Raw genomic sequence first — 26,924 nt, 5'->3', positions numbered from 1 at the left:
TTCGATGACGAACCCTCCTCCGCGTCCGCCGATCACCCGCCGGGCGCTGATCACCCGTCTCGGCATCCCGCCCACCCTCGCCTGGGGCTACCTCGGGCTGCTCCTCTTCATGGTCGGAGACGGAGTCGAGTCCGGCTACCTCTCGCCGTACCTCATCGACCGCGGCATCCCGGAGTCCCGGGTCGCGCTCCTGTTCACCGTCTACGGTATCGCCGCCGCCCTCGCCGCCTGGCTCTCCAGCGTGCTCGCCGACCTGTGGGGCCCACGCCGGGTGATGTGGACCGGACTCGTCATCTGGGCCGCCTTCCAGCTGCTCTTCCTCGCCGCCGCCCTCCCGTCGTCCAGCTATCCGCTGATGCTGCTCGGCTACGGCCTCCGCGGCCTGGGCTACCCGCTGTTCGCCTACGGGTTCCTGGTCTGGATCGCCGGCGTCGCGCCCCGCGCACGGCTGGGCACGGCGATGGGCTGGTTCTGGTTCGCGTTCACCGGCGGGCTGCCGACGCTCGGTTCCCTCGTCGCCGGCGGGCTGATCCCGCGCATCGGCGCCTACGCCACGCTGTGGGCGGCGCTGGCGCTGGTGGCCGCGGGCGGGCTGATCGCGCTGCTGCTCGTCCGCGACGCCCACGGCGGCAGGCGGCAGCGGCCCGAGGGCGAGGGGCCGCTGGCCACCCTGCTCGGCAGCGTCACGATCCTCTGGCGCAACCCCCGGGTCGGCGCCGGATCCGTCGTACGGGTCATCAACACCGCGTCGCAGTTCGGGTTCTTCGTCATCCTGCCGATCCACTTCACCAAGACCGTCGGCTTCGGCCTCACCCAGTGGCTGCATCTGCTCAGCGCGATGTTCGCCACCAACATCTTCGCCAACCTCCTCTTCGGCGTGGTCGGCGACCGGCTCGGCTGGCGGCGCACCATCGCCTGGTTCGGCGGCGCCGGCTGCACCCTGAGCACCCTGCTCCTCTTCTACGTCCCGACCACCGCGGGCCCGAGCTTCCCGCTCGCCTTGGCCGTGGCCGCGTTCTACGGGGCTACGCTGGCGGGATACGTACCGATATCAGCGTTGATGCCTTCTCTGGAGCCGCGGCACAAGGGACAGGCGCTGGCCGCGCTCAACCTGGGCGCCGGCGCCAGCACCTTCGTCGGACCAGCCGTCGTCGCGGCCTTCGTCGGGCCGCTCGGCGTCGAAGGGGTGGTCTGGATCTTCGCGGGGATGTACGCGGTGAGCACCGGACTCACCCTCTTCCTGAAGCTGCCGGACGAGTCGGCCGCGGGGGCGGGCGCCGGCCGGGACGCCACCGCGCCGCAGACCGCGTCGGCCCGGGCGTGAAAGGACACCACTGATGTCCGTACTGACCATCGACGTCGGCACCACCGTCATCAAGTCCGTCGTCTTCGACGACCAGGGCGCCGAGATCGCCGTCTCCCGGGTCGCCACCGAAGTGCTCCGCCCGCACCCCGGCTGGGCCGAACAGGACATGGACGCCGTCTGGCACGCCGTCGTCCGCACCGTCCGCGAGGTCCTCACCGAGCTGACCGACCCGGTCCGGCTGGTCTCCTTCACCGCACAGGGCGACGGCGCCTGGCTCGTCGACGGCCGCGGGCGCCCCACCGGCCCGGCGATCCTCTGGTCCGACGGCCGGGCCGGGGACCAGCTCACCGCCTGGCAGCGCGCCGGAGTCCTGGAAGCGGCCTTCCGCCGCAACGGCTCGCTGACCTGCACCGGCATGCCCAACGCCCTCTTCAGCTGGCTCGCCGCCCACGACCCGGACCGGCTCGCCCGCTCCGCGACCTCGCTCACCGCCGCCGGCTGGCTCTTCCTCCGCCTCACCGGCGTGTGCGCCAGCGACGAATCGGACGCCTCGGCGCCGTTCCTCGACCACACCACCGGCGACTACGACCCGGAGATCCTCGACCTGTTCGGCCTGGCCGCGTACGCCCGGCTGCTGCCCACCGTCCTCGGCGAGTCCCAGCGGATCGCCGAGATCACCCGCGAGGCCGCGGACCAGCTGGGGCTGCCCGCCGGGCTGCCCGTCGTGATGGCCCCGTACGACATCGCCGCCACCGCCCGCGGCGTCGGCGTCGTCAACCCCGGCCAGGCGTGCAGCATCCTCGGCACCACGCTGTGCACCGAGATCGTCCGCACCGAGATCGACACCACCGGCGAACCGTCCGGCATCACCATCGCCTACCGCGGGCGCGAACGCGTACTGCGCGCCTTCCCCACCCTCAACGGCGCCGAGGTCCTCGGCTGGGCGGCCCGGCTGCTGCACCTCCCCGGGCCGCCGGAACTGGCCCGCCTGGCCTTCGAGTCGCGGCCCGGCGCCCGCGGCCTGATGTTTCTGCCGTACCTCTCCCCGGCCGGCGAGCGCGCGCCGTTCCTCGACCCGGCCGCCCGCGGCTCCTTCTGGGGCCTGTCCCTGGAGCACACCCCGGCCGACCTCGCCCGCGCCGTCTTCGACGGGCTCTCGCTGGTCCTGCGCGACTCGCTGGCGGCGGCCCGCACGGACGTCACCGAGCTGCGGCTGTGCGGCGGCGGCGCCAACAGCGACGCCTGGTGCGCGCTGATCGCCGACACCACGGGAGTGCCCACCGCCCGCTCCTCGGACACCGAACTCGGCGCCAAGGGGGCCTTCCTCACCGGCCTGGTCCGCACCGGCGCGGAGACCAGCATGCACCGCGCCGCGGACAAGTACGTGCGGATGCAGCGGAGTTGGCAGCCCGACCCGGAGCGTACGGAGTTCTACGCCGCGCTCTACGAAGACTTCCTCCACTGGCGCGCCGTCACCCGGGAGGCGGGCTGGCGGGGCGCCGCGACCTGGCCCGCGGACACCCGGCCAACGGCCCCCGGCGCGTCCGGCACGTCCGGCGCATCCGCCACGTCTGGCACGACTGACACGACTGGCACGTCTGGCACTTCCACAGTCCGCCGCATCGACACCACCCACCACCCCGCCGCGACCCCCGCCCCTGGAGGCACCCGTGTCTGACCAGCACCCTCCCGGAACGACCGCCCCCCTCGACGGCATCTGGCTCGGCCTCGACCTCGGCACCCAGAGCGCCCGCTGCCTCGCCGTCGACGGCACCGGGCAGGTCCTCGCCGGCGCCGCCCGCCCGCTCACCAGCCGGCGGGTGGGCAAACGCCATGAGCAGGACGCCGAGGAGTGGTGGAGCGCGCTGTCCGCGGCCTGCCGGGAGGCGCTGGAGGGCATCGACGCCACCCGGGTCCGCGGGCTGGCCGTCGACGGCACCTCCGGCACCGTCCTGCTCGCCGACGCGCACGGCACCCCGCTCACCCCGGGGCTGATGTACGACGACGGGCGCGCCGTCGACCAGGCCGCGGCGGTCAACGAGGCCGGGGGAGCGGTCTGGCGCGAGCTGGGCTACCGCAGCATGCCGCCCTCCTGGGCGCTGCCCAAGCTCCGCTGGCTGCTGGACCACGAGCCGGGACTCGCCGACGGAACCCGGCTGCTGCACCAAGTCGACGTCATCACCTGGAAGTTGGCAGGGCGTCAGCTCCCGAGCGACGCCAGCCACGCGCTCAAGACCGGCTACCACCTCGTCGAGGAGCGCTGGCCGCACGAGGTGCTGGACCGGCTCGGCGTCCCCGAGACCCTGCTGCCCGACGTCGTACGGCCGGGCACCGTACTCGGCACCGTCTGCGCCGAGGCCGCCGACGCCACCGGCATCCCCGCCGGAACGGCCATCGTCGCCGGCATGACCGACGGCTGCGCCGCGCAGATCGGCGCCGGCGCGCTCACGCCCGGCGCATGGAACGCGGTACTCGGCACCACCCTCGTCCTCAAGGGCAGCAGCGACCACCTGATCCGCGATCCGGCGGGCGTGGTCTACTGCCACCGCGGACCCGGCGAGACCTGGCTGCCCGGCGGCGCCTCCAGCAGCGGCGCGGGCGTCATCTCCCAGTACTTCCACAGCGAGAACCTCGACGTGCTCACCGAGCAGGCCGCCGCCCTGGACCCGGACGCGGTCGCCTACCCGCTGGTCTCCACCGGCGGCGAGCGCTTCCCGTTCCGCGCTCCCGAGGCCGAACCCTTCATCCTCGGCGACGTCCCCACCCGCGCCGCCGAGTTCCACGCCTACCTGCTCGGCGTCGCCTGCGTCGAACGGCTCTGCTTCGACTACCTCGACCACCTCGGCGCGCCCACCGGCGGCCCGCTCACCTTCACCGGCGGCGGCGCCCGCAACGCCTACTGGTGCCGGCTGCGCGCCGAGGTCCTGGGCCGCCCGGTCCACGTCCCCGAACACGCCGAAGGCGCCCTCGGCATGGCCGTCCTCGCCGCCACCGCCTCCGGCGCGAGCCTCCAGGACGCGGCCGCCGCGATGGTCCGCCCCGGCACCGAACTCCGCCCCGACCCCGCCCGCACCGCCCGCTACCTCCCCGTCTACCGCCGCTTCGTCGACGAACTCACCCGCCGCGGCTGGCTCGACCCCGCCGTGGCCGAACACGCCCGCAGGAGGGCCGCGCAGTGACCGACTTCATCCTCGTACGCCACGGTGAGACCGTCTGGCACGCGGAGAACCGCTACGCCGGCCGCTCCGACGTCCCGCTCACCGAGCACGGCCGCGAGCAGGCCCAGGCCCTCGCCCACTGGGCCGCCACCGCCGGCCTCACCGCCGTCTGGAGCTCCCCGCTCTCCCGTGCCCGGCTCACCGCCGCCCCCGCCGCCGACGCCTGCGGACTGACCCCGCACATCGACGAACGGCTCTACGAGGTCGACTTCGGCCAGGGCGAGGGCCTGACCCGGGAGGAGATGCGCCGGCGCTTCCCGCAGCGGCTGGCCGCCTTCCTCGCCGACCCGGTCGAGAACCACCTCCCCGGCGGCGAGCACCCGCGCCGGGCCGCCGAACGCGCCGCCGCCTGCCTCGCCGACATCGCCCGCGAACAGCCCGACGGCCGGGTTCTCCTGGTCGCCCACTCCACCCTTGTCCGGGTGCTGCTCTGCCACCTGCTGGGCATCCCGCTCGCCGACTACCGCCGGGTCTTCCCCCAGCTGCACAACGGCGCCCTCACCGAGATCCGGGTGGACCACGGGCAGACCGCGCTGCTGCGCCTCAACGCCCCCGCCCTCGCCCAGACCCCCGCCCTGCACTGACCGGCCGCACGGCCCACGACGCCCACCGCCTCTGAGGAGACACACCCCGCATGAGTGAGCGAAGCGAACGAATCATTGAAAGGTGCCCCCCGTGCGCATGCACGGCCGAGCGAAGCGAGGTTGTGGCATGACCACCACCGTCCTCGCCGCCGGCAACCACTTCATCCGCCCGAGCCTGTTCAGCGCCGCCGTACGCACGGCGGCCGGGGACACGCCCCTGGAGATACGCGAGATCCAGTTCGGCTGGCCGCACACCCCCTTCGGCCCGGTCGCCGAGGTCATTGAGGCGTCCGGCACCGAGGACGAGATGATCGAGGCCCTCCAGGGCGTCGAGATCTGCGTCACCGAACACGGCCCGCTGACCGAGCGCATCCTCGCCCACTGCCCCGATCTCCGGCTCTTCTGCACCAGCCGCGGCGGCCCGGTCAACGCCAACCTCGCAGCCGCCACCCGGCACGGCGTCGCCGTCTGCCACGCCCCCGGCCGCAACGCCACCGCCACCGCCGAACACACCCTCACCCTGCTGCTGGCCGCCGCCCGCGGCGTCGGCGACACCCACACCGACCTGCGCCGCGGTGTCTGGCGCGGCGACTACTACGACTACGACAACTGCGGCATCGAGATCGACGGCGCCACCGTCGGCCTGATCGGCTTCGGCGCCATCGGCAGCCGCGTCGCCAGGGTCCTGCACGCCATGGGCGCCCACGTCCTCGTCCACGACCCCTACGTGCGCCCCGAAGCGCTGGCCGGCATCGCCGAGCAGGTCTCCCTCGACGACCTGCTCACCCGCTCCCGCATCGTCTCGCTGCACGCCCGGGTCACCCCGGAGACCACCGGCATGATCGGCCGCGACCAACTCGCCGCGATGCCGCGCGGCGCGGTGCTCGTCAACTGCGCCCGGGGCGCGCTGCTGGACTACGACGCGGTCTGCGACGCCCTGGAATCCGGGCAGTTGGCCGGCGCCGGCCTCGACGTCTTCCCCGAGGAGCCGATCCCGGCCGGCTCCCGCCTGCTGACCGCCCCCCGCGTCGTCCTCACCCCGCACATCGCGGGCGGCAGCCGGCAGGTCGCCCACAAGGCCGCGGAGATCGTCGCCGGCGACGTCGGCCGCTACCTGCGCGGCGAACCCCTCCGCCACCAGGCCAACAAGTAACAAGCAACCCGTACCAAAAGCGCCGGGCGGGCTGGAAAATCCAGCCCGCCCGGCGCTTGAGGACCGAGGTCCGGGGCGGAGCCCCGCGCGTCCGGACGGGAAGGTCCGGACGTCGGCACTGCGCGCGGTCAGCGCCTGCGCACCAGCGGGAACGGCAGCGTCTCGCGGATCGACAGACCGGTCAGGAACATCACCAGCCGGTCCACGCCGATGCCCAGACCACCGGTCGGCGGCATCGCGTACTCCAGGGCCTGGAGGAAGTCCTCGTCCAGCTCCATCGCCTCCGGGTCACCGCCGGCCGCCAGCAGCGACTGCGCGGTGAGCCGCCGCCGCTGCTCGACCGGGTCGGTCAACTCCGAGTAGGCGGTGCCCAGTTCGGTGCCGAACGCGACCAGGTCCCAGCGCTCGGCGAGCCGCGGGTCGACCCGGTGCTGACGCGTCAGCGGCGAGACATCGGTGGGGAAGTCCTTGTAGAAGGTCGGCAGCGTGGTCTTCTCCTCGACCAGCCGCTCGTACATCTCCAGCACGATGTCGCCCCGGCCCATCTCCGGCTTCACCGGCACCGACGAGGCGTTGCACAGCCGCCGCAGCACGTCGGGGTCGGTGTCCGCGTCGACCTCCTCGCCCAGTGCCTCGGAGATCGCGCCGTAGACGGTCTTGACCGGCCAGACGCCCGAGATGTCGTGCTCGACCAGCCGCCCGTTCTTGTCCGCCTTGCGGGCCGTGGCGCTGCCGAACGCCGCGACCGCCGCGCCCTGGATCAGCTCCCGGGTCAGGTTGAGCATCACGTCGTAGTCGGCGAACGCCTGGTACGCCTCCAGCATCGTGAACTCGGGGTTGTGCTTGTACGAGATGCCCTCGTTGCGGAACGTCCGCCCCATCTCGAAGACCTTCTCCATACCGCCCACGCAGAGCCGCTTGAGGTACAGCTCCGGCGCGATCCGCAGATACAGGTCCAGGTCGTAGGCGTTGATGTGGGTCTGGAACGGGCGGGCGTTGGCGCCACCGTGGATCTGCTGGAGCATCGGGGTCTCGACCTCCAGGTAGCCGCGTTCGATCAGCCCCTGGCGCAGCGCCTGCACTGCCGTGCTGCGCGCCCGCACGTTGTCCCGCGCGTCCGGCGAGACGACCAGGTCCACATACCGCTGGCGGACCTTGGCCTCCGGGTCGGACAGACCGCGCCGCTTGTCCGGCAGCGGGCGCAGGCACTTTGCGGTCAGCCGCCACCGGGTCACGAACACGGTCAGCTCGCCGCGGTCGCTGGTGCCGACCTCGCCCTCGGCCTCGACGTGGTCACCGAGGTCCACGTCCTCGGCGAAGCGCTCCAGCAGCTCGGCGCCGCTGCCGTCCCGGGTCAGCGCGATCTGGAGATCGCCCGACCAGTCCCGCAGCACCGCGAACAGCACGCCGCCGTGGTCGCGGGTGAGCAGCACCCGCCCGGCGACGGTGACGGTCTTGCCGGTACGCTCCCCGGCCGCCAGCTCCCGGTGCTCCTCGCAGACCTGGCCGAGGGTGTGCGTCCGCTGCACGCCGACCGGGTACGGGTCCGTGCCGGCCTCCCGCAGCCGCTCCAGCTTGCGGTGCCGCACTCGCACCTGCTCGGGCAGCGCGGCCAGCTCCTGCTCCCGCAGCTCCTTCTCGCCGGCCGGCGGCGCCTGCACCAGGCCCAGCTCGTCCAGCGACGGCAGGCCCGCGGTGCTCGCCGGGGCCAGCACCCGCTTCTTGTGCCCCTTGCCCCACAGCTTGCCCAGGCTCGGCACGGCCACGAAGCCCTCGGCGATACCGGAGGCCATACCGATCCGGGCCAGCGCACCGGCGTCCGCGTAGCACAGGAACCGCGGGTACCACTCCGGGAGGTACTTCGAGTTCGAGCGGTAGAGCGCCTCCAGCTGCCACCAGCGGGAGAAGAACAGCAGCAGCCGGCGCCAGAACTTCAGCACCGGACCGGCACCGATCCGGGCGCCCTCCTCGAAGGCGGACCGGAAGACCGCGAAGTTCAGCGAGATCCGCCGCACCCCGAGCGTGCCGGCCTGGGCGCACAGCTGGGCGACCATGAACTCCATCACGCCGTTGGGCGCGCTGCGGTCGCGGCGCATCAGGTCCAGCGAGATGCCGTCCTTGCCCCACGGGACGAAGGAGAGCAGCGCGATCATCTTGCCGTCGCCGTCGAACGCCTCGGCCAGCAGGCAGTCGCCGTCCTGATCGTCGCCCAGCCGGTCCAGCGCCATCGAGAAGCCGCGTTCGGTCTCGGTGTCGCGCCAGGCGTCCGCGCGGTGGATGACCTCCTGCATCTCCGTGTCGGTTAGCTCGGAGTGGCGCCGTACGCGGAAGGTCGCGCCGGTCCGCTCGACGCGGTTGACGGCCTGGCGGGTGACCCGCATCTCACGGCCGTCCAGGTCGAACCCGGCGACGTGCAGGATCGCCTCGTCACCGAGCTGCAGCGCGCCCATCCCGGCGCGGGCGAACGCCTTCGCACCGTCCTCGCTGGCGCCCATGACGGCGGGCTGCCAGCCGTAGCGTCCGGCGACCTCCAGCCATGCCTCGATGGCCGGGGCCCATGCCTCGCGGTCACCGACCGGGTCACCACTGGCCAGGCAGACGCCGGTCTCCACGCGGTAGGTCACGGCGGCCTTGCCGCTGGGGGAGAAGACCACGGCCTTGTCCCGGCGGGTGGCGAAGTAGCCCAGCGAGTCCTGGCTGCCGTACTTGTTCAGCAGTGCCCGGATGCGGGCCTCCTCGTCGCCGTGCAGCGCGGCTTCCATCCGCTGCGAGCGGAAGAGGGTGGCGGCGGCGTTCAGCAGCGCCAGCGCGCCCAGCAGTCCGAGGACGGTACCGGTCCAGTGCGGCGGGTGTCCCTCGACGATCCGGCCGCCGACCAGCCCGCCGCAGACGCGGTTGGCGGCCCACAGCAGACGGTTGCCGCCGCCGTGCTCCAGCGACCCGGGCGTCAGTGAGACCAGCCCCCAGCCGAGCAGCACGGCCACCACGAGCCCGGCGCCCAGCACCAGGGAGGCCCGCAGGAACGCACCGCGCCGGGTGATCGCGTAGAACTCCCGGTGCGCGACGAGCAGCAGCACCAGCGCCCCGGCGCACAGCACCAGGGAGATGCTGTACTCCCAGTACCCGGCGGCGAGGAACAGCGCGTCCGCCAGGACGTTCAGCATCATGTACGCGACAACAAACCACAGGGCGACCCGCTTGCGCGCGGCCATCGCCGCGCCCAGCAGGAAGAGGAAGACCGCGTACGCGAAGTTCGGGGTCACCGGGATGGTGAGCGCGTCCAGCCAGTAGATCACCGAGTGGAACGCGCGCCGAAGGGGCCCGATCAGCGCCGTCAGGGCGCAGAAAAGCCCCAGCACGCTGAAGATGATGGCGAAGCCATTCGGGATGCGGCGCCGGAAGCGCCGCCACCCCGTGAGTTGATCCTGGTCCTGCACGGTGCTCATTCCGTCACATTAGGCTCTGAAAGGGGTCAGCGGCTCGACACAAGGGGCCCTGTATTCCTGCCACTGGTTTGCTGCTGTGCTGCTGCCGACGGGACCGGCCGACCATCCAGTCTCCGATTCCGTCCCTCCTGTTGTCTCTCCCTCGTACGGAGGGTTCGGCGGCCGTTCATGGGGGTCACCCACCTGGACCTTGCCATAAAGCAGGCGTAAGTCCGAGTCCGGGAGTGGTGTAGGCGCCCGCATCGAGGTCCGCCCGCACCGCCCCGCTCCGGCCGATGGTGAAGCTCAGACCGTAGTCCTTGGTGAAGAAACGGCCGCCGCCGGAGTCCACGCCGTTGAGTTCGGCGCGCAGTGTGACTTTGGTCCCTGGCTGCCACGCGTCCTCTGGCCGCCAGGCGATCCGGTCCTTGCCGTCCCTGGTGCGCGCCCAGCTCCACGACCCCTCGGTGGGGTGGTCGGTGATCACCTTCAGCCGCCGCTCCACCGCCGCCCGCTGGGTCACCGGGAAGGCGAAGGTGAGGGTGATCGGCTCGGTGACGCCGACCACATCGCCGTGCGGGGCGGGGCTGAGCCTCGCCCGGTTCCGCTTGGCCACCTTGCCGGTGGTCAGCGACTCCTTCGCCTCGCCGGTGTCGCCCTGCGGGTTCTTCGTACGGGCGAGTACGGAGTACTTGGTCTCCGGCGCCGCCTTGGCCCGCGACGTCCACACCGTCCCGCCTCCGGAGAGCCCGCCGACCAGCTGCCGGCCCTGGGGGTCGGTCACCGTCACCTCGGTCAGCACACCGCCGTCCGCGCTTACCCGCAGCCGGTCCCCGGCCTGCACCGTCGCCGTCCCGCTGGCCGCCCCCAGCCCCACTTTCACCGGCTGCCCCTGGGACGCCGACGCCTTGGTGGCGTCGCACGCCGCGAGCGTGCCGAGCCCGATCAGCGGTACCAGCGCGAGAGCGGCATAGAACGACCGTGTCGGCCGGCGGTGCCGGTCGGGGCTCTGGCTCATGGGCAGGGACTTTCCGTCTGCGGTGGGGGGAGGAACGGCGGCAATGTCGGCCGCTAAGACGGACTTTCGCAACACTCCGTTGCGGGGAGTGATGTGATCCATGCCACAACTTCGCCGAGTTGTGGGTCAGTCCGTGAACAGTGGTGATGCGCCGGGAAGTTGAGGTCCCGCCGACGCGGGACGGGCGCGCGCCGCGGCGCCGGAAGAAATCCCCGCCAACGCCCCGTGACCCGTAGTGATCACCTGTTTGGAGCACCCGGACTCGAACCGGACATACCTGGAAATGCGCCAAACTGGCCATCTCTTGCCGCCTGTTCGGGCGGCGGTCGAGGAGGTGTGGTGGCCGTGGCCGTGTCCGTCTCGGTGATCCTGCTGCTGGTGGTCCTGATGGTGATCTTCCTGCGCAGCGGCAAGCTCAAGTTCTCACACGCCCTGGTCTGCGGGCTGCTCGGGTTCTATCTGGCGGGCAGCAGCCTCGCCCCGGACATCCACCACGGGCTGGCCGGCGCGGCCGACGTCGTCAGCAGCGTGCGCCCCTGACGCCGGCCCGCACCCGGCCACCGTGACCGCGCGGTCGCTGACCGTGCCCCCTGCCCTGATCGGCTTCGGCGGCCTCCTCGCCGCCGGCCGCGGGCGCGATCACTCGGTGGAGAAGACCCCGATGGCGTTCGCCACCGGCCGCTCCTTGCCGGTCGACGGATGGTTGCGCACCCGCAGCTCCTGGTCGTCCGGGTCGCGGCTGACGAACGTCGACGATCCGCCGCCGTCCAGATCCATCGCCTCCCCGGCCCCCAGCCGCAGCATCAGCTCCGCCAGCTCCCGCACCGTCAGCCCCGTCTGGTGCCGTCCCTTCTCCCCGTCCGTCGCCATCAGGTACAGCGTCCGGCCCCGGTCCGCGATGCCCACGGAGGTCCGCATCGTCACCGCGGCGGTGTTCAGACCGCCCACCGGACGGGCGTTCCGCACGATCGGAAAGCCGCCGACCGCGAACCGCGGCAGGCCCGGCCGCTGCCCGACCAGCCCGTGGCCGATCCGCACCCGCTCGCCGACACGCAGCGTGCGCAGCCGCCGCGCTCCCTCCTCCCGGCCCAGCAGCACCACGCTCCCGGCCGCGATCCCGCCGCGGCCCGGCGGGCCGCCCACCTTGGCCACCCGCCCGTGCCGGACCGTGACCGCGGCGGTGTCCTTGGCGCACCCCGCGCTCCGGTCGGTGTCGGTGCCGCAGACCGCGCGCCTGCGGGACACCGGGCCCCATGCCGCGGTGTACGCGCCGATCCCGCCCACCGGCAGCGCGTACTGGTTCAGCCCGCGCAGCGGCCAGGAGCCCTCGGCGCTGCGGACCGTGCCGCGCAGCGCCAGCCGGTCCAGCCGGGCCCGGTGGTCGCGGCCGACGGCGAGGACGTCCTCGGTGGTCGCACCGGGCGGCAATACAGGACCGAACCGCTGGCCGTTCGGCACCGCGCCCTTCAGCTCCCGCCCCGAGGCCACCGCGGGCCCGACCGGGGCACCGGTCACCTCGACGCCCGGGTGCTGGGCCTCGCTGATGTCGAAGAAGTCGCCGTTGACGGCCCCCACCGCGTCCTCGTCGTCGGCCAGCTCGGATACCGGGGCGCGCTCGGCGACCGCCGCGGGGTACAGCAGGTCGACCGAGACGTCCGGATCGGTCAGGTCGACGGTCAGCAGATGGCCGTGCACGGTGCCGCGCGGCAGCCTCATGCGGAACTCGTCATAGGTCACGCCGGGTGCCACCCGGACCGCTTCCGTACGCTCGATGCCGTGGTCCGCGGCGACGGCCCGGCCGCCGTCCGCCAGTCCGCCGCCGACCAGGACGCCCCACGCGACCAGCGCCGTCGCCGTCGCCCGTGTCCGGCCGAATCGCTGCTTCACCAGAGCCCCCTGACGTCGCGTCAACTGTCGCAGGTGCTTGAAGCGCTCACTATGACCCGCGGGTGTCGGGAATCCGTACACCTGCCGAACGGCCGTCGTGTCGCCCGACGCGGGCGGCACGAAGGCTGAGTGACGGCCCGTCACATGTCCAGGATGTTCTCCCAGAACGCCGCCCTGTTGACCAGTTCCATGTAGCGGGCCCAGTCCCAGTGCGGGCCGGGGTCCTTGTGGTCGGTGCCGGGGACCTCGACGTGCCCGATGATGTGCTCGCGGTCCTTGGGGATGCCGTAACGGTCGCAGACGGCGGCGGTCAGCAGCGCGGACCGGGTGTAGAGGGCGTCGGTGAACCACTTCGGGTCGTCGATCCAGCCCTCGTGCTCGATGCCGACGCTGCGGGTGTTGTAGTCCCAGTTGCCCGCGTGCCAGGCGACGTCCCGCTCGTGGACGCACTGGGCGGTGTAGCCGTCGGCGGACCGTACGACGTAGTGCGCGGCGGCCTTGTGTGTGGGGTCCTGGAAGAGCCGGAGGGTGTCCGGGAAGGTCTCCTGGGTCACATGGATCACGATCATGTCGATCGGGTACCGCGACGGGCGGTGGGCGGCGGTGAAGTTGGCGGGGTTGGCCGGAGTCCAGTGGACCGGGGGGTAGGCGCCGCCGCCGCGTGCGGCCCGTTTCCTGGGTGCCGCGGCGGCGGTGGCCGTGGTGAGGGGGGTGAGTGCGGCGGCCGCGGCGAGCGCGGCCGCGCCGGTGAGCAGCCGCCGTCGGGCCGGGAGATGCGGGTCGGGCTCCATGTGAACTCCTGACAAGGACCGAGGGGTGGTCGCATACATGTCACGCACATGCCGATGAGTTCATCATGCGCAACAGTGCGCGCCCTGCCAAGGCAATGTCCGTTGTGTCCATGGCTTGACCAAAGACGGGCCGCGGTGGTGCGAAAGAGCCCGATCACCCCTGATCGGACGTCACCCGGGTGCCGGACAGCGATTCTGACGGAGCGACAGATGTCGGCGGTCGGCACCCGAGTGACCACGCCGGGGCGTGGTCAGTGGCCGATCTCGACGTCCTCCAGCACGCCCAGCGCGTCCGGCACCAGAACCGCCGCCGAATAGTAGGCGCTGACCAGGTACTTGATGACGGCCTGCTCATTGATGCCCATGAAGCGCACCGACAGACCCGGCCGGTACTCGTCCGGGATGCCGGTCTGGTGCAGCCCCACCACGCCCTGGTTCTCCTCGCCGACCCGCATCGCGAGGATCGAGCTGGTCTGGTCCGGGTTGACCGGGATCTTGTTGCAGGGCAGCAGCGGAATGCCCCGCCAGGCGCGCACCGCCGTCCCGTCGATCTCGGTGTTCGCCGGGTAGATCCCGCGCGCGTTCCACTCCCGGCCGATGGCCGCGATGGTGCGCGGATGCGCCAGCAGGAACTGGGTCTTGCGGCGCCGGGAGATCAGCTCGTCCAGGTCGTCGGGGGTGGGCGGGCCGTTGCGCGTGTGGATGCGCTGCTTGAGGTCGGCGTTGTGCAGCAGCCCGAACTCGCGGTTGTTGACCATCTCGTGCTCCTGGCGCTCGCGCAGCGCCTCCACCGTGAGCCGCAGCTGCTGGTCCAGCTGGTTCATCGGGTCGTTGTAGAGGTCGGCGACCCGCGAGTGGATCTTCAACACGGTCTGTGCGACGCTGAGTTCGTACTCCCGCGGCGCGCGCTCGTAGTCGACGAAGGTACCCGGCAGCTCGGGCTCGCCGACATGGCCGGCGGCCAGTTCGATGGCCGCCTCACCGTGCTTGTTCTGCGCGGGCACCAGCGCCGTGCGGAAGTTCTCGACATGCTCGCGCAGCGCCTCCGAACGGCCCAGCACCTCTTCGTACCCGGCGCGCGACAGCGTCAGCGCGGTGCCGCGGGTGACCGCCCGTACGGTGTGCTCCCACTCGGCGTCCGGCATCAGCAGCGCCACCTCGCCGACCGCGTCGCCGTCGGCGAGCACCGCCACCACGGTCTCGTCGCCGTACTTGCCGGTGCCGAGCCGTTCGAGCTTGCCGTGGGCGATCAGGATGACCTGGTCGGTCGGCGTGCCCCGTTCGGCGAGGACGTCGCCGGGGGCGAAGTCCCGCTGGACGAACCGGTCGGCCAGCGCCTCCAGCGTCGGGTTGTCGTCGAAGCTGCGCAGCGGCGCCATCTCCCGCAACTCCTGTGGAATGACCCGGACTTCGGCGCCCTGGGTGACGAACTCCACCCGGCCGTCGCCGAGTGTGTGGGTCAGCCGCCGGTTCACGCGGTAGGTGCCGCCGCCGACCTCCGCCCAGGGCAGGATGCGCAGCAGCCACCGCGAGGAGATGCCCTGCATCTGCGGCGGCGTCTTGGTCGTGGTCGCCAGCTTGCGGGCGGCGGCGGTGTCCAGGCTGGAGCGCAGCTGCTCGATGCCGGACGCCTGCGGGCCGGAGGTGGGGTCCACCGATGTGGTCATGGCGAGGGTTCACCTGTTCCGTTCGGTACGTAACGCTCTGCACGAGCCGTGAAGAAGACAAGGAAGAAGACAAGGAAGAAGACGTGCGGGAGGGGGCCGGAACGCCGGGTGCGCGGTCCGACCGGACGGTGAGGTGGTTTCCCCTCAGTGGCCGATTTCCACGTCCTCCAGGACGCCGAGCGCATCGGGAACGAGAATGGCCGCCGAATAGTAGGCGCTGACGAGATAGTTCATGATGGCCGTGTCGTCGATTCCCATGAAACGCACCGAAAGGCTCGGCTCGTATTCATCCGGAATTCCACTGCGGTGCAGACCGACCACACCCTGCTTGTCCTCGCCGGTGCGCAGCAGCAGCACCGAACTCGTCCGCTCCTTCGTCACCGGGATCTTGTTGCACGGGAAGATCGGCACCCCGCGCCAGGACGGCACCGAGTGGCCCATGACGGAGACCGGGTCCGGGTACAGCCCGCGGGCACTGCACTCCCGGCCGATCGCCGAGATGGTCCTGGGGTGCGCCAGCAGGAAGCCCGGGTCCTTCCAGACCGTCGCGAGGAGTTCGTCGAGGTCGTCGGGGGTGGGCGGGCCGGTGCGGGTGTGGATGCGCTGCTTGAGGTCGGCGTTGTGCAGCAGCCCGAACTCGGGGTTGTTGATCATCTCGTGCTCCTGGCGCTCGCGCAGCGCCTGGACCGTGAGCTTCAGCTGCTCCTCGACCTGGTTCATCGGGTCGTTGTAGAGGTCGCCGACCCTGGTGTGGGTGCGCAGTACGGTCTGCGCGACGCTGAGTTCGTACTCCCGCGGGGCCGGCTCGTAGTCGACGAAGGTGCTGGGCAGCGACGGCTCGCCGTGGTGACCGGAGGCGACCGCGACCGCGGACTCGCCGCTGGCGTTGGTCGGCGGCCCGGCGCCGTCGGTGGCCGAGGCGAGATGGTCGCGCAGCGCGTCGGAGCGGCCGATGACCTCATGGGCGTCCTGCCGGTGCAGTGCCATTGCCGTCACCCGGGTCACCGCGCGGTAGCTGAACTCCCAGTCGCCGTCCGGGCTGGTGAGCGGTTCGTCGCCGAGGTGGTCGCCGCCGGCCAGCGCTTCGAGGACGGTCGCGTCGCCGTACTTGCCGGTGCCGATCCGGTCGACCCGGCCGTGGGTGATGAGCACCACCCTGTCGTGGGGCGTACCGGCCTCGGCGATCAGCTCACCGGGCGCGTACTCGTGCTGAGTAAACCTTTCGCCGAGTGCCGCGAGCACCTCGGTGTCCGTGAACTCCCACAGTGAGGGCAGTTCGCGCAGCTCGTCCGGGATGATGGAGACCTGGGTGCCGATGATGTCGAAGTCGATCCGCCCGTCGCCGACGGTGTACGCCAGCCGGCGGTTGACGCGGTACGTACCACCCGAGACCTGCACCCAGGGCAGCAGCCGCAGCAGCCAGCGGGAGGTGATCCCCTGCATCTGCGGCGCGGTCTTGGTGGTCGTCGCCAAGTTCCGTGCGGCTGCGGTACTCAGACTGGAATGCGGGGTCTCTTCGGCGCTTCCGGGCAGTGTTTCGCCGGCAATCGTCACCATGTCACCTATCTCGTGGAGGGTGCGGCGTGGACCGTCCGGAGAGCGCACGGCGCGGCTCCCCGGCAGCTCGCCGCACCGAAGATAGTTGCCTGACTTTTCGCCGCACAATCGCTGGATGGGGTGGCATGGAATTCGGCTTCTCTGGAAAGGGTTTAGCGGTTTTCAGTGCCGGGAACGGTGTGCCGGGAAAAGGCCAGCGGATCGTCCAGAACGGTGCGGAGCGCGGCGTGCGCGGCGCCGAACAGCGGGCCGTCGGCACCCAGTCGGGATACGGTCACCAACGGTCCACCTGTAGCGGCCGGTTGAGACGCGACGGCCGTCCGCAGTGTCAACTCCCGCTCCAGGGACGGCAGGACCCATGGCGCCAGCCCGGCCAGCGAACCGCCGAGGACCACCGCCCGCGGATCGAGCAGGTTCACCGCCCCGGCGAGCGCGATCCCCAGTGCGGTGCCCGCCTCGTGCAGGGCGCGGACCGTCGCCGCGTCCCCGTCGGCGGCCCGCCGCGCCAGCAGCGCGACCGCGGCCCCCGGCCCCGGGCGGCCGGCCGCCGCCCGCTCCGGTGAGAGCCCGCCGGCGCGCAGCACGGCCCGCTCGCCCGCGTACTGCTCCAGGCAGCCCCGCCCGCCGCAGTCGCACGGGCGGCCCTCCGGATGGACCGGGACGTGCCCCAGTTCACCGGCGAACCCCCGTGCGCCTCGCAGCAGTTGGCCGCCCACCACGACCGCGGCGCCGATGCCGATCTCGGCCGAGACGTGCAGGAAGTCCGGAGGTGTGGGCCGGCCGGTGCCGCCGCCCAGTCGCAGTTCGGCGAGCGCGCCGAGGTTCGCCTCGTTCTCCACGGTCAGCGGTATGGCCCCGGCGCCGGACTCCGGGGCCAGGGCGGGCGCCAGGTCGGCGTCCCGCCAGCCGAGGTTGGGGGCGTGCACCACCGTCGTCGAGCCCCGGGCCACCAGCCCCGGGACGGCGACCGCCAGCCCGGCCGGCCGCAGCCCCTCGGCGGCGATCCCCGTCCGTACCTCCGCCACCAGGGCGGACAACCGCCGGAGCACCGGCCCCGGTTCGCTGTGCCGGTTCGCCGCGTCCGCCGCCACCCGGGCGCGGACCCGGCCGCGCAGATCGACCGCGCACACCGCCAGGTGGTCGACGCCTATCTCGGCCCCGATCCCGGCCGGTCCCCGGTCGCCGACCGCCAGTTCGCTGCCCGGCCGCCCGCGCCCGCCGGTCGCCGCCGGCCCGGTCTCCACCAGCAGCCCGGCCCGCAGCAGTGCGTCGACCAGCGGCGCCACGCCCGCCCGGGTCAGCCCGATCCGCGCCGCGACACCCGGCCGGGACAGCGGCCCTTCGGCCGCCACCACCCGCAGCACCCGGGCCAGATTGCGGCGGCGGATGCCCTGCGGGGTGTCGTCGGCGGGGGCGGGCATGGCGGTCTCCCGGGAGGGTCGTAAGAGGCTTGTGAGCAAGGCGGGTTGGGGGGTGCCGCAACCGGGCGAAGCAGGAGCTGCGGTAGCGGGCGGTCAGCGGCGGCCGAGCAGGGCGGCCCCGTCGGCGAGCGTCGCCGCCAGCCGGTCGCAGGCGGCGGTGTCCCGCTCCACCGCCTCGAACGCCGCGCCGCGGGCCGTCCCCCAGCGGCGCGCCACCGCCGCCGGATCCTCGCCCAGCAGCAGCCCGGCCGCCTGCGCCGCGGCACCGAGCGCCACCAGCTCCTGCGCCTCGGGCACCACCACCGGGCGCCCGGAGAGCCGCCGCACGGTCTCCCGCCAGGCGCGGCCCCGGGCCCCGCCGCCGATCAGCAGCAGCGGCGCGTCCGCCGCGGCATCCGCGTCGAGTACCTGCTCCAGGGCCTGGAGCAGCGCGAACACCGCACCGTCGTATGCCGCTTGGAGGAGCTGGCCGGCCGTGGTGTCGTGCCGCAGGCCGTGCAGCAGCCCCGAGGCGTGCGGCAGATTCGGGGTCCGCTCGCCGTCCAGGAAGGGCAGGAGTACGGCGCTGCCGCCCGCCTCGACGGCCTCCCGGTCGCGGCCGAGCAGCGCCGCCACCCGGTCCACCGCGAGCGTGCAGTTCAGGGTGCAGGCCAGCGGCAGCCAGTCGCCGCGGGCATCGGCGAAGCCCGCGACGATCCCGGTCGGATCGGTCGGCCGGCGGGTGGCGATCGCATAGACCGTGCCGGAGGTGCCCAGGCTCAGCACCGGCTGCCCGGGGCGCAGGCCCAGGCCCAGCGCCGCCGCCATGTTGTCACCGGTCCCGGCCGTAACCAACGCCCCCTGGGGAAGCGGCAGTTCCGTGCTCCGTACGGTGCCCGCGGCCTCGCCCGGCAGCGCCACCCGCGGCAGCTTCTCCGGGGCCAGCCCGACGTGCTCCAGGACTTCCGTGTCGTACTCCTCGGTGGCCGACGCCCACCAGCCGGTCCCCGACGCGTCCCCGCGGTCGGTGACGCCCTGGCCGGTCAGCCGCTGCGTCAGGTAGTCGTGCGGCAGCCGGACCGCGGCGGTGGCCGCGGCGGCCTCCGGCTCGTTGTCGCACAGCCAGGCCCACTTGGCGACGGTGAACGCGGACCTCGGCACGCTTCCGGTCCGCTGCGCCCAGACCTCGGCGCCGCCCCGCTCCCGGATCAGCCGCTCGCTCTGCGGCGCCGCCCGTACGTCGTTCCACAGCAGCGCCGGGCGGACCGGCGCGCCGGCCGCGTCCAGGGCGACCAGCCCGTGCTGCTGCCCGGCGACGGACACCGCGGACGCCTGCCGGGCCGCCGCCCCGCACCGGTCCAACGCCTCACCGAGCGCCCGCCACCACTGCTCCGGATCGCTCTCCTTGCCGCCGGGTTCGCCCCCGTCCGCTCCCGTGCCGCCGCTGACGGTGTGCGGGGCCTGGCCCCGGGCCAGTACCTCGCCGGTCTCCGCGTCCACGACCAGCGTCTTGGTGGACTGCGTCGAGCTGTCCACCCCGACGACGAGCGGTCCGGCCGACTGTGCGCCCATCGTGCACTCTCCCTTGGCGGCTGGTGGCCCGGGGCGCGAACTCCCCGGGACTGCCCGGCGGTCCGGGTTTCTCCCAGGGGTTCCCCGGTGTGCTGCCGCATATTAATTTGTCCGCGACGGAATTTGTAAAGCTCGTTGACGAAATGGGTGGGGCGCGGCGCCGGACACCACGACCGGGTGTGCCGGACCGCACCGCACGACCCGGACGACCCGACCGAGGGAGCCGCCATGAGCCATCACCCCGTGCCCGCCGACAAGTTCAGCTTCGGCCTGTGGACCGTCGGCTGGCAGGGCCGGGACCCCTTCGGGGACGCCACCCGCCCCGCCCTGGACCCGGTCGAAGCGGTGCACCGACTGGCGGAGCTGGGCGCGTACGGCGTCACCTTCCACGACGACGACCTGATCCCGCCCGGCTCCGGCGACCGCGCCCGCGAGACCGCCGTCAAGCGCTTCCGCAAGGCGCTGGACGCCACCGGTATGGCCGTCCCGATGGCCACCACCAACCTCTTCACCCACCCCGTCTTCAAGGACGGCGCCTTCACCGCCAACGACCGCGACATCCGCCGCCACGCCCTCCGCAAGACGCTCCGCAACATCGACCTCGCCGCCGAACTGGGCGCCCGCACCTATGTGGCCTGGGGCGGCAGGGAGGGCGCGGAATCCGGCGCGGCCAAGGACGTCCGCTGCGCGCTGGACCGGCTGAAGGAGGCGTTCGACCTCCTCGGGCAGTACGTCACCGAGCAGGGCCACGACCTGAGGTTCGCCATCGAGCCCAAGCCCAACGAGCCGCGCGGCGACCTCCTGCTGCCCACCGTCGGCCACGCCCTGGCCTTCATCGAACGGCTGGCGCGCCCCGAGCTGTACGGCGTCAACCCGGAGGTCGGCCACGAGCAGATGGCCGGCTTGAACGTCCCGCACGGCGTCGCCCAGGCGCTCTGGGCGGGCAAGCTCCTCCATATCGATCTCAACGGCCAGAGCGGCGTCAAGTACGACCAGGACCTCCGCTTCGGCGCCGGCGATCTGCGGTCCGCGTTCTGGCTGGTCGACCTGCTGGAGACCGCCGGCTACGACGGTCCCCGGCACTTCGACTTCAAGCCGCCGCGCACCGAGGACCTGGACGGTGTCTGGGCCTCGGCGGCGGGCTGTATGCGCACCTACCTGCTGCTGCGGGAACGCGCGGCGGCCTTCCGCGCCGACCCGGCGGTCCAGGAGGCGCTGCGGGCGGCGCGGGTCGGCGAACTGGCGCGGCCGACCGCCGAGGACGGCTTGGCGGGACTGCTGGCCGACCGCGGCGCGTACGAGGCGTTCGACGCCGCGGAGGCGGGTGCCCGGGGGATGGCGTTCGAGCGGCTGGACCAGCTGGCGGTGGACCACTTGATGGGGGCGGCCGGCTGACGGACGGAGCGGCGATCCTGAAGGGAGACAAGGGAGAACAGGGGAGACAAGGGAGATAAGGGAGGCGAGGGGGACCGACTCAGGGGCGACGATCTCCCCTGAGCGGGCCGGCCGAGGGGGCCGCGGCGGGTCCCCTCAACCGAACAGCTCGCGGACGAACCGCAGCTCCGCCGCCCGCTGCTCCCCGCCGCCGCCCTCATGGGCGTTGAACCGCCACACCTGGAGCTGCTTCTCGCCCGCGTAGTGGTGGTACGCGGCGAACCCGGTGGACGGCGGCACGACGGCGTCGCGCAGCGCCGTACCGAAGAGCGCCGGGGCGCTCGCGCGAGCCGCGAAGTTCAGCCCGTCGAAGTGGTCGAGGGTGTGCAGCGCGGTGTCGATGCGGGTGCGTTCGCCCGCGAAGTAGCCGACCAGTTCGCCGTACGGTCCCTCGTCGGTGATGTCGAGGGCGCGCCGGATGTGCGTCAGGAACGGCACATCGATCAGCGCGCCCGCGAGCCCCGGGACCAGCCCCGTCATGGCGAGCGCGAGGGCGCCGCCCTGGCTGCCGCCCGCGACCACGATCCGCTCCGCGTCCACCGCGGCGTGCCCGCGGGCCGCCTCCACGGCCCGGACGGCGTCGGTGAACAGTCGCCGGTAGTAGTAGTCGTCGGGATCGAGCAGGCCCTGTGTCATCTTGCCCGGTACGCCGGGATGCGGGGCGCCGACGGGATCGGGTGTGTCACCGGGCCGGTTGGGGCCGCTCTGCCCCCGGGTGTCCATGACGAGAGTGGCGTACCCGGCGGACGGCCACAGCAGCCAGTCGTGCGGCAGCAGCCGGCCGCCGCCGTAACCGAGGTACTGCACGACGCAGGGCAGCGGGCCGGCGGCCGCCCGCGGGCGCAGGAACCAGCCGCGGATCCGGTGCCCGCCGAAGCCGGAGAACTCCACATCGGCGGTGTGCAGCAGCGCCAGCCCGGCATCGACCTCGGTGAACCGCGCGTCGAGTGCATGGCCGCGGGCCTCGTCGAGCGTTCGCCGCCAGAACGCGTCGAACCCGGCGGGCTCGGGCAGCGGTGGGTGGTAGCGGCGCAGTTCGTCCAGGGGCAGGTCGGTGAACATGGAGCACCTCCGGGCCGTCGGGCGTACACGTTAGGGTCTCTCCGGGCGATCGCGGACCAGGGCCGGTCCTTGGCCGCTCGTCGCCAACGGTGCCCAGCGGACGGACATTTCAGACCAGGGATGTTCGGGGTCGGCCACCACGTCCCTCAAAACACCGTAAAGAAGCGATCATTTCCGCCATGAGCTATCCGCCGCCTCCGCCGTCGAACCAGCCGCCGCACCAGCCGGCCCCTGGCAACTCTGGTGGCTTCGGCCCGCCGGGCGGTGGCTACGGGCCCGGCGCGCAGGGCGGCGGCCAGGGCCCGTACGGACCGGGCGGCTACGGGCTGTCCGGACCGGCCGGCCCGCCGGGACCTGCGGGCCCGTCGGCCGGTGGCGGCCCGGCGGCCTCCGGGCCGTACGGTGCCTCCGGGGGCGGCGGCTTCGGACCTCCCGGCTCGGGCGGTCCCGGTGGTCCCGGTGGTCCCGGTGGTCCCGGCGGCCCGGCCGGTCCGGGCGGCCCCGGTGGCTGGCAGCAGCCGTCCGGCCCGCCGCAGCGGGGCGGCGGCAACGGCAAGGCGATCGCACTGATCGTCGGCGCCGGTGTGCTCGTGCTGGCAGCCGTCATCGGCACCCTGGTCTGGGTCAACAGTGGCAGCGACGGCACGAACCAGGCCAAGCCCTCGGGCTCCGGCCCCAGTTACACGGCCAGCGCGAGCCCGTCCGACTCCGCCTCCGCGACCCCGTCCGGCACCCCCTCGCCGTCCACGGCACCCACCGGCCCGGGAGCCGGCGCGGCCTCGCCCAGCGGCCGCACGATTCCCTTCTACGAGCTGAAGCGGGGCGACTGCTACGACATCCCGCCGGGCGACGACGGCGGCAACAGCAACGCCGCCGCCTGCACCGGCGCCCACGACGCCGAGGTCGTCTTCGTCTACACCCTGCCGTTCGGCATGTCGTCCGAGAACGAGATCAAGGACAAGGCATCGACGCTCTGCGCCTCCGAACTGGAGAGCAAAGCGTCCAAGCAGCCGGCCGGAACCGCCGAGGGCACCTACGTCCAGTTCCCCAGCCTCAAGGGCTACAAGCTGGGCATCAAGTCGGTGATCTGCAGCCTGACGGCCAACAAGAGCGGCACCAAGAAGCTCACCAAGCCGCTGGTGTGACCACGTCTTGCGGCTGGTGTGACCACCCCTTGCCGCTGGTGTGACCACCCCTTGTTTTTTCCCCGCCGCCCACCCCCCTTCGGGGGGTGGGCGGGTGTAGTGGGGAGGTTGGGGGCGGGGGGCGCGGGGGGCAGGCGGAGGAGAGCAGGCGTGCGTAACAGGAGTGCAGGCGCGCGTATCGCGCGGCCGTAGGTGTGGGGCGAGCCGTACCCCGCCACCTCAACGCCCCAGCGCCGCCGCCAGTTCCCTGATCGTCTCCGGGCCCACCCGGCAGCAGCCGCCGATCAGCCGGGCGCCCGCGGCCACCCAGGCGGCGACGCGGTCCCCCCTGAACGCCGGGCTGCCGCACCACGCCCGCGCCGCCGCATCCCAGATCTCCCCGCTGTTGGGGTAGACCACCACCGGCTTGCCGGTGACCCGCGCCGCGACCTCCACCGCTCGGTCCGCGTCGTCCGGCGCGCAGCAGTTCACCCCGACCGCGATCACCTCCTGCGCCTCCGCCGCCGGCGCGAACGCCTCCGCCAGCGGCTGCCCGGCCCGCGTACGGTCCCCGGTCACGCTGTACGACAGATAGGCCGGAACACCCAGGCCGCGTACCGCCCGCAGCAGCGCCACCGCCTCGTCCGCGTCCGGCACCGTCTCCAGCGCCAGCACGTCCGGCCGGGCGGCGGCCAGTACCTCCAGGCGCGGTCGGTGGAAGCGCTCCAACTCGTCCACCGACAGGCCGTAGCGACCGCGGTACTCGGAGCCGTCCGCCAGCATCGCCCCGTACGGACCGGCCGACGCCGCGACGTACAGCGGTCCGGCGACGCCGCCCGCCTGCGCCCGCTCGGCCGCCGCACGCGCCAGCTCCACGCTCCGGCCCATCAGCGCCGCGGCGTCCTCCGTGGCGATGCCGCGCCGCGCGAACCCCTCGAACGTCGCCTGATAGCTGGAGGTGATCGCCACCTGCGCGCCCGCCTCGTAGTACGCGAGATGGGCCAGGACGACGGCCTCCGGCTCCTCGGCCAGCAGCCGGGCCGACCACAGTGCGTCGCCCAGGTCGTGGCCCGCGGACTCCAGTTGGTTCGACAGCCCGCCGTCGAGGACGACCGGCCCCGCGGCGAGCGCCTCGGCGAACGACGGCGTCGCCGCGGGGGAGGACGACGGCGACGACGGCCCGCTCATGGCCCACACCTCCTGGGGATCAGTCGTGCTCCACCGCCTGGATGTCCAGCTCGATCCGGATCGTAGCGCCGATCGCGGCGATGCCCCTGGCCAGCATCGTGCGCCAGTCCAGGGTGAAGTCCTCGCGGTGCAGTTCGGTGACGGCCGTGCACGCCGTACGGGTCTCGCCCGCGATGCCCGTGCCGATGCCCAGGTAGCGGGTGTCCAGCTGGACATTGCGGCTGACGCCGTGCAGATGCAGCACGCCCTGTACCGCCCAGCGGCTGCCGCCCTTGTGGACGAACCGCTCTCCGGCGAACTGGAGATACGGGTACCGCGCCACGTCCAGGAACTCCGCCGACCGCAGATGGTCGTCGCGCATCCGCACACCGGTGTCGATGCTCGCCGCGTCGATGGTCACCTCCACCCGGGAGTCCCGCATCCGCTCACCGATCCACAGCCCGCCCTCGAAGCGGTTGAACCGGCCGTGGATCTCCGCCAGTCCGATGTGCCGGGCGGTGAAGCGGATGGCGCTGTGGTCGGGGTCGATCCGCCACTGCCCCGGGGCGGGCAGCGGCAGCGCCGGCGCCAGTTGCAGGGCGATCGGCCGCGGCACCGTCCGCTCGCCCGCCACGACCACCGCCTCGATGCGCACCGGCCGGTAGCCGTCGGAGGTCACCACGAGGCGGTACGTGGCGGGCGGCAGCGTCACGGTCAGCCGGCCGTTCGGGTCCGTCCGGCCGTGCGTCACTTCCTGACCGTCGGTGTCCCGGACCGATATCTCGACTCCGGCCATCGGCAGGCCGACCGGATCGTGCACGGACAGGTCCAGCGCGCCCGCCCCGTGGGGGAGCGGTGACTGCGGGCTGTGCGGCGAACGGTCGCGCAGGCGCTGGAGGATGGCGAGCGGCATGACAGGACGGGGCCTCTCGGTCGAATCACGGAAGGAACCGTGGAAAAGGTGCAGATACGTCTCCATCCTGTCATTGCCGTGCATCGGAGTGGTCATCGGGCGTCAAAAGCGGGAGAAAGGTGACGTTGGTCGCAGGGGCTTCTTCAGCGCGCGAAGGGGCTTCAGCGCGCGAAGCGGCTTCGGTGGGCGAAGGTGCTTCGGCGGGAGGAGGGCGGCGGGCGCGGTGGCGGTCAGTCGCCGTCCGAGGGCGTCGTCATCCCGGCCAGGGCCGCCGCCGGGTCGTCCGTGGCCGGGCCGGCGGGCGTCCACTGGCCGGCCTCCTTCCGGTACGGCCACCAGCGGCCGTCGCGGCCGTAGCGGAGCTGGGCGTCACCGCCGAGCACTGTCCAGCGGTTGCCGGCGGCGCGCAGTCGGGGCCGTGTCCCGCGGTCCTCCCAGGCGGCCGCGAGCCGTTCGGCGGCGCGGGCGAGCACCTCGGGTTCCGGAGTCCAGTCCTCCTCCAGGACCGCCAGGCCGGCCGGGCCGCCCAGCTCCCAAGCCCGCACCGCCCGTGCCAGGCCCCGCATGTCGCGTCCCGAACCGGCGGCCAGGCGCGCCGCCATGGCCGTACCGGGTCCGTCTGCCGCCAGCCGCACGGCGTCCTGTTCCGGCGTCAGTTCGGGCGGTGGCGGGGCGTCGGGGTGCCAGGGGGAGAGCGCGTCGGAGAGCAGCTGCCGGGCGCGCGCCGCCGCGTCGTTGATGAGGAACTCCAGCGCGGCCACGTCGACACCGGGCGCGGGCGGGGTGCCGCCGCCGAGCACCGGAGCGCCGCCCGGTTGCGTGACCACCGGTGGTGGAGCGGGCAGCGGCGGCAGGATGTCCCGCGCGGCGTACGCCTCGGCGGCCGGTACCCCTGGCGCGTTCCCGTTCCCGTTCCCGTTCCCGCTTCCCCGGCCGGTTGCTGCCGTGGTGTCCGGCGCGTCCCCGGAACGGCCCGCGGGTGCGTCCGCGGTCGCCACTTCGCCCGTGGTCACCCCGGCGCGGGCCGCGCTCCGCTCCTGGAGCTCGTCCAGGAGCGCCTGTTCGCTCCGTCCGCGCAACAGCAGCAGGACGAACGGATCCTCGTCCAGCAACCGCGCCACCTGGTAGCACAGCGCGGCGGAATGCGCGCAGTGGTCCCATGCCCCGCAGCTGCACTCCGGTTCCAAGTCACCGATAACCGGAAGGAGTTCGATCCCGGCGACGGCGGCGTCCTCGACGAGGACCGGCGGCATGTCCCGGTCCAGCAGCGCCGCGATATGCCCGGCCCGGTCCGTGACCAGGTCCAGGAAGCGGTCCCAGTCGGCCGCGCCCAACTGCTGCAGCAGGACGTCGGAGCGGTGCCGGGTGTGGTCGCGGTCCTGTACGACGGCGGTGACCCGGCCGGGGCGTACCGATACCGCGCCGACCGCCCCGGCCCGCGCGTGCCGGCGGCCCAGTTTCAGCTGCTGCCCGTCCAGCGCGGTGTCCTCCAGCGCCTTCAGCCATGCCTGCCCCCACCAACTGCGCGCGAACGCCCGCCCGCGCGCCACCGGCAGCGCGGCGAAGGTCCGCTCGGGACCGTGCCCGTCCGTCTCCACATCGTCGTGCATATCTGCCGTATCCCCCATATCTCCCCTATCCTGCAC

At 73.0% G+C, this 26,924-nt stretch carries 20 protein-coding genes; 8 read left to right on the top strand and 12 right to left on the bottom strand.

All coding sequences use genetic code 11. From position 1 onward, the window contains the following. Positions 1–4 precede the first annotated feature (4 nt). The 5 genes from GR130_RS26230 to GR130_RS26210 all read left to right on the top strand — a co-directional run bounded on the left by GR130_RS26230 (position 5) and on the right by GR130_RS26210 (position 6,261). A complete protein-coding gene (locus GR130_RS26230; protein WP_159506996.1) occupies positions 5–1,324 on the top strand; it encodes an MFS transporter in 1,320 nt (439 codons plus the stop codon). Positions 1,325–1,337: 13 nt separating this feature from the next. Further along, positions 1,338–2,984 carry an FGGY-family carbohydrate kinase gene (locus tag GR130_RS26225; RefSeq protein ID WP_236573505.1) on the top strand — a complete coding sequence of 549 codons (1,647 nt, stop codon included), beginning with the start codon at positions 1,338–1,340 and terminating at the stop codon, positions 2,982–2,984. Further along, positions 2,977–4,485: an FGGY-family carbohydrate kinase gene (locus GR130_RS26220; RefSeq protein WP_201305004.1), complete on the top strand. Its 1,509-nt coding sequence runs from the start codon at positions 2,977–2,979 to the stop codon at positions 4,483–4,485. Before GR130_RS26225 ends, GR130_RS26220 begins: the two co-directional genes overlap by 8 nt. Further along, positions 4,482–5,108, top strand: a complete 627-nt coding sequence (locus GR130_RS26215) for a histidine phosphatase family protein (protein ID WP_159506995.1) — start codon at positions 4,482–4,484, stop codon at positions 5,106–5,108. The genes GR130_RS26220 and GR130_RS26215 overlap by 4 nt, the downstream gene beginning before the upstream one ends. Positions 5,109–5,235: 127 nt before the next feature. Further along, positions 5,236–6,261, top strand: a complete 1,026-nt coding sequence (locus tag GR130_RS26210; RefSeq protein WP_159506994.1) for a 2-hydroxyacid dehydrogenase — start codon at positions 5,236–5,238, stop codon at positions 6,259–6,261. A gap of 128 nt (positions 6,262–6,389) precedes the next feature. On the opposite strand, the gene lysX is transcribed toward GR130_RS26210, so the two are convergent. Together lysX and GR130_RS26200 are read right to left on the bottom strand one after the other, a co-directional pair. After that, positions 6,390–9,707, bottom strand: a complete 3,318-nt coding sequence (gene lysX, locus GR130_RS26205) for a bifunctional lysylphosphatidylglycerol synthetase/lysine--tRNA ligase LysX (protein ID WP_159506993.1) — start codon at positions 9,705–9,707, stop codon at positions 6,390–6,392. A gap of 175 nt (positions 9,708–9,882) precedes the next feature. Continuing rightward, positions 9,883–10,704, bottom strand: coding sequence for an Ig-like domain-containing protein (locus GR130_RS26200; RefSeq protein WP_159506992.1), 822 nt, complete (start codon positions 10,702–10,704; stop codon positions 9,883–9,885). 345 nt (positions 10,705–11,049) lie between these two features. Between GR130_RS26200 and GR130_RS26195 the strand changes: the two genes are divergently transcribed. After that, entirely contained in the window at positions 11,050–11,244 is a 195-nt protein-coding gene (locus tag GR130_RS26195; RefSeq protein ID WP_159510224.1) for a hypothetical protein, read from the top strand. A gap of 99 nt (positions 11,245–11,343) precedes the next feature. On the opposite strand, the gene GR130_RS26190 is transcribed toward GR130_RS26195, so the two are convergent. From GR130_RS26190 to xylB, 6 genes are all read right to left on the bottom strand, one after another. After that, positions 11,344–12,591 (bottom strand): phosphodiester glycosidase family protein, encoded by a 1,248-nt coding sequence (locus GR130_RS26190; protein WP_159506991.1) that lies wholly within the window; start codon positions 12,589–12,591, stop codon positions 11,344–11,346. A gap of 140 nt (positions 12,592–12,731) precedes the next feature. Next, complete coding sequence (locus GR130_RS26185; RefSeq protein WP_159506990.1) at positions 12,732–13,382, bottom strand: N-acetylmuramoyl-L-alanine amidase; 651 nt, start codon at positions 13,380–13,382, stop codon at positions 12,732–12,734. Positions 13,383–13,633: 251 nt separating this feature from the next. Then, entirely contained in the window at positions 13,634–15,049 is a 1,416-nt protein-coding gene (locus tag GR130_RS26180; protein ID WP_159506989.1) for a family 2B encapsulin nanocompartment shell protein, read from the bottom strand. Between the two features lie 144 nt (positions 15,050–15,193). Then, the gene (locus GR130_RS26175) at positions 15,194–16,606 is read right to left on the bottom strand and encodes a family 2B encapsulin nanocompartment shell protein (RefSeq protein ID WP_159510223.1); all 1,413 of its coding nucleotides are present in this window, start codon (positions 16,604–16,606) and stop codon (positions 15,194–15,196) included. A 152-nt stretch (positions 16,607–16,758) separates the two neighbouring features. Continuing rightward, entirely contained in the window at positions 16,759–18,027 is a 1,269-nt protein-coding gene (locus tag GR130_RS26170) for an ROK family transcriptional regulator (RefSeq protein WP_159506988.1), read from the bottom strand. 93 nt (positions 18,028–18,120) lie between these two features. Further along, complete coding sequence (xylB, locus tag GR130_RS26165) at positions 18,121–19,578, bottom strand: xylulokinase (RefSeq protein WP_159506987.1); 1,458 nt, start codon at positions 19,576–19,578, stop codon at positions 18,121–18,123. Between the two features lie 228 nt (positions 19,579–19,806). On the opposite strand from xylB, the gene xylA reads away from it, so the two are divergent. Next, positions 19,807–20,973, top strand: coding sequence for a xylose isomerase (xylA, locus tag GR130_RS26160; RefSeq protein WP_159506986.1), 1,167 nt, complete (start codon positions 19,807–19,809; stop codon positions 20,971–20,973). A 135-nt stretch (positions 20,974–21,108) separates the two neighbouring features. Here the strand turns inward: xylA and GR130_RS26155 are convergent, their stop codons facing one another. Continuing rightward, complete coding sequence (locus GR130_RS26155; protein ID WP_159506985.1) at positions 21,109–22,074, bottom strand: acetylxylan esterase; 966 nt, start codon at positions 22,072–22,074, stop codon at positions 21,109–21,111. A gap of 179 nt (positions 22,075–22,253) precedes the next feature. Between GR130_RS26155 and GR130_RS26150 the strand changes: the two genes are divergently transcribed. Next, entirely contained in the window at positions 22,254–23,219 is a 966-nt protein-coding gene (locus GR130_RS26150) for a hypothetical protein (RefSeq protein ID WP_159506984.1), read from the top strand. A 219-nt stretch (positions 23,220–23,438) separates the two neighbouring features. Here GR130_RS26150 and mmuM read toward each other — a convergent pair whose 3' ends face one another. The 3 genes from mmuM to GR130_RS26135 all read right to left on the bottom strand — a co-directional run bounded on the left by mmuM (position 23,439) and on the right by GR130_RS26135 (position 26,888). Further along, a complete protein-coding gene (gene mmuM, locus GR130_RS26145; protein ID WP_159506983.1) occupies positions 23,439–24,386 on the bottom strand; it encodes a homocysteine S-methyltransferase in 948 nt (315 codons plus the stop codon). A 19-nt stretch (positions 24,387–24,405) separates the two neighbouring features. Beyond that, positions 24,406–25,278, bottom strand: a complete 873-nt coding sequence (locus GR130_RS26140) for a YceI family protein (RefSeq protein WP_159506982.1) — start codon at positions 25,276–25,278, stop codon at positions 24,406–24,408. Between the two features lie 230 nt (positions 25,279–25,508). Then, positions 25,509–26,888: an SWIM zinc finger family protein gene (locus tag GR130_RS26135; RefSeq protein WP_159506981.1), complete on the bottom strand. Its 1,380-nt coding sequence runs from the start codon at positions 26,886–26,888 to the stop codon at positions 25,509–25,511. Positions 26,889–26,924 lie beyond the last annotated feature (36 nt).

Origin of the sequence: Streptomyces sp. GS7, assembly GCF_009834125.1 — a bacterium.
In the GTDB taxonomy this organism is placed as follows: Bacteria; Actinomycetota; Actinomycetes; order Streptomycetales; family Streptomycetaceae; genus Streptomyces.
Note: the sequence above shows the minus strand (reverse complement) of the source record. Positions and strands in the feature narration are given on the sequence as shown.

Coding starts and splice junctions, on each gene's coding strand:
- GR130_RS26135 (WP_159506981.1), bottom strand. CDS start 26,888: ATGCACGACGATGTGGAGACGGACGGGCACGGTCCCGAGCGGACCTTC.
- GR130_RS26155 (WP_159506985.1), bottom strand. CDS start 22,074: ATGTTCACCGACCTGCCCCTGGACGAACTGCGCCGCTACCACCCACCG.
- xylA (WP_159506986.1), top strand. CDS start 19,807: ATGAGCCATCACCCCGTGCCCGCCGACAAGTTCAGCTTCGGCCTGTGG.
- xylB (WP_159506987.1), bottom strand. CDS start 19,578: ATGGGCGCACAGTCGGCCGGACCGCTCGTCGTCGGGGTGGACAGCTCG.
- GR130_RS26170 (WP_159506988.1), bottom strand. CDS start 18,027: ATGCCCGCCCCCGCCGACGACACCCCGCAGGGCATCCGCCGCCGCAAT.
- GR130_RS26200 (WP_159506992.1), bottom strand. CDS start 10,704: ATGAGCCAGAGCCCCGACCGGCACCGCCGGCCGACACGGTCGTTCTAT.
- GR130_RS26175 (WP_159510223.1), bottom strand. CDS start 16,606: ATGGTGACGATTGCCGGCGAAACACTGCCCGGAAGCGCCGAAGAGACC.
- mmuM (WP_159506983.1), bottom strand. CDS start 24,386: ATGAGCGGGCCGTCGTCGCCGTCGTCCTCCCCCGCGGCGACGCCGTCG.
- GR130_RS26210 (WP_159506994.1), top strand. CDS start 5,236: ATGACCACCACCGTCCTCGCCGCCGGCAACCACTTCATCCGCCCGAGC.
- GR130_RS26185 (WP_159506990.1), bottom strand. CDS start 13,382: ATGGAGCCCGACCCGCATCTCCCGGCCCGACGGCGGCTGCTCACCGGC.
- GR130_RS26180 (WP_159506989.1), bottom strand. CDS start 15,049: ATGACCACATCGGTGGACCCCACCTCCGGCCCGCAGGCGTCCGGCATC.
- GR130_RS26150 (WP_159506984.1), top strand. CDS start 22,254: ATGAGCTATCCGCCGCCTCCGCCGTCGAACCAGCCGCCGCACCAGCCG.
- GR130_RS26225 (WP_236573505.1), top strand. CDS start 1,338: ATGTCCGTACTGACCATCGACGTCGGCACCACCGTCATCAAGTCCGTC.
- GR130_RS26230 (WP_159506996.1), top strand. CDS start 5: ATGACGAACCCTCCTCCGCGTCCGCCGATCACCCGCCGGGCGCTGATC.
- lysX (WP_159506993.1), bottom strand. CDS start 9,707: ATGAGCACCGTGCAGGACCAGGATCAACTCACGGGGTGGCGGCGCTTC.
- GR130_RS26140 (WP_159506982.1), bottom strand. CDS start 25,278: ATGCCGCTCGCCATCCTCCAGCGCCTGCGCGACCGTTCGCCGCACAGC.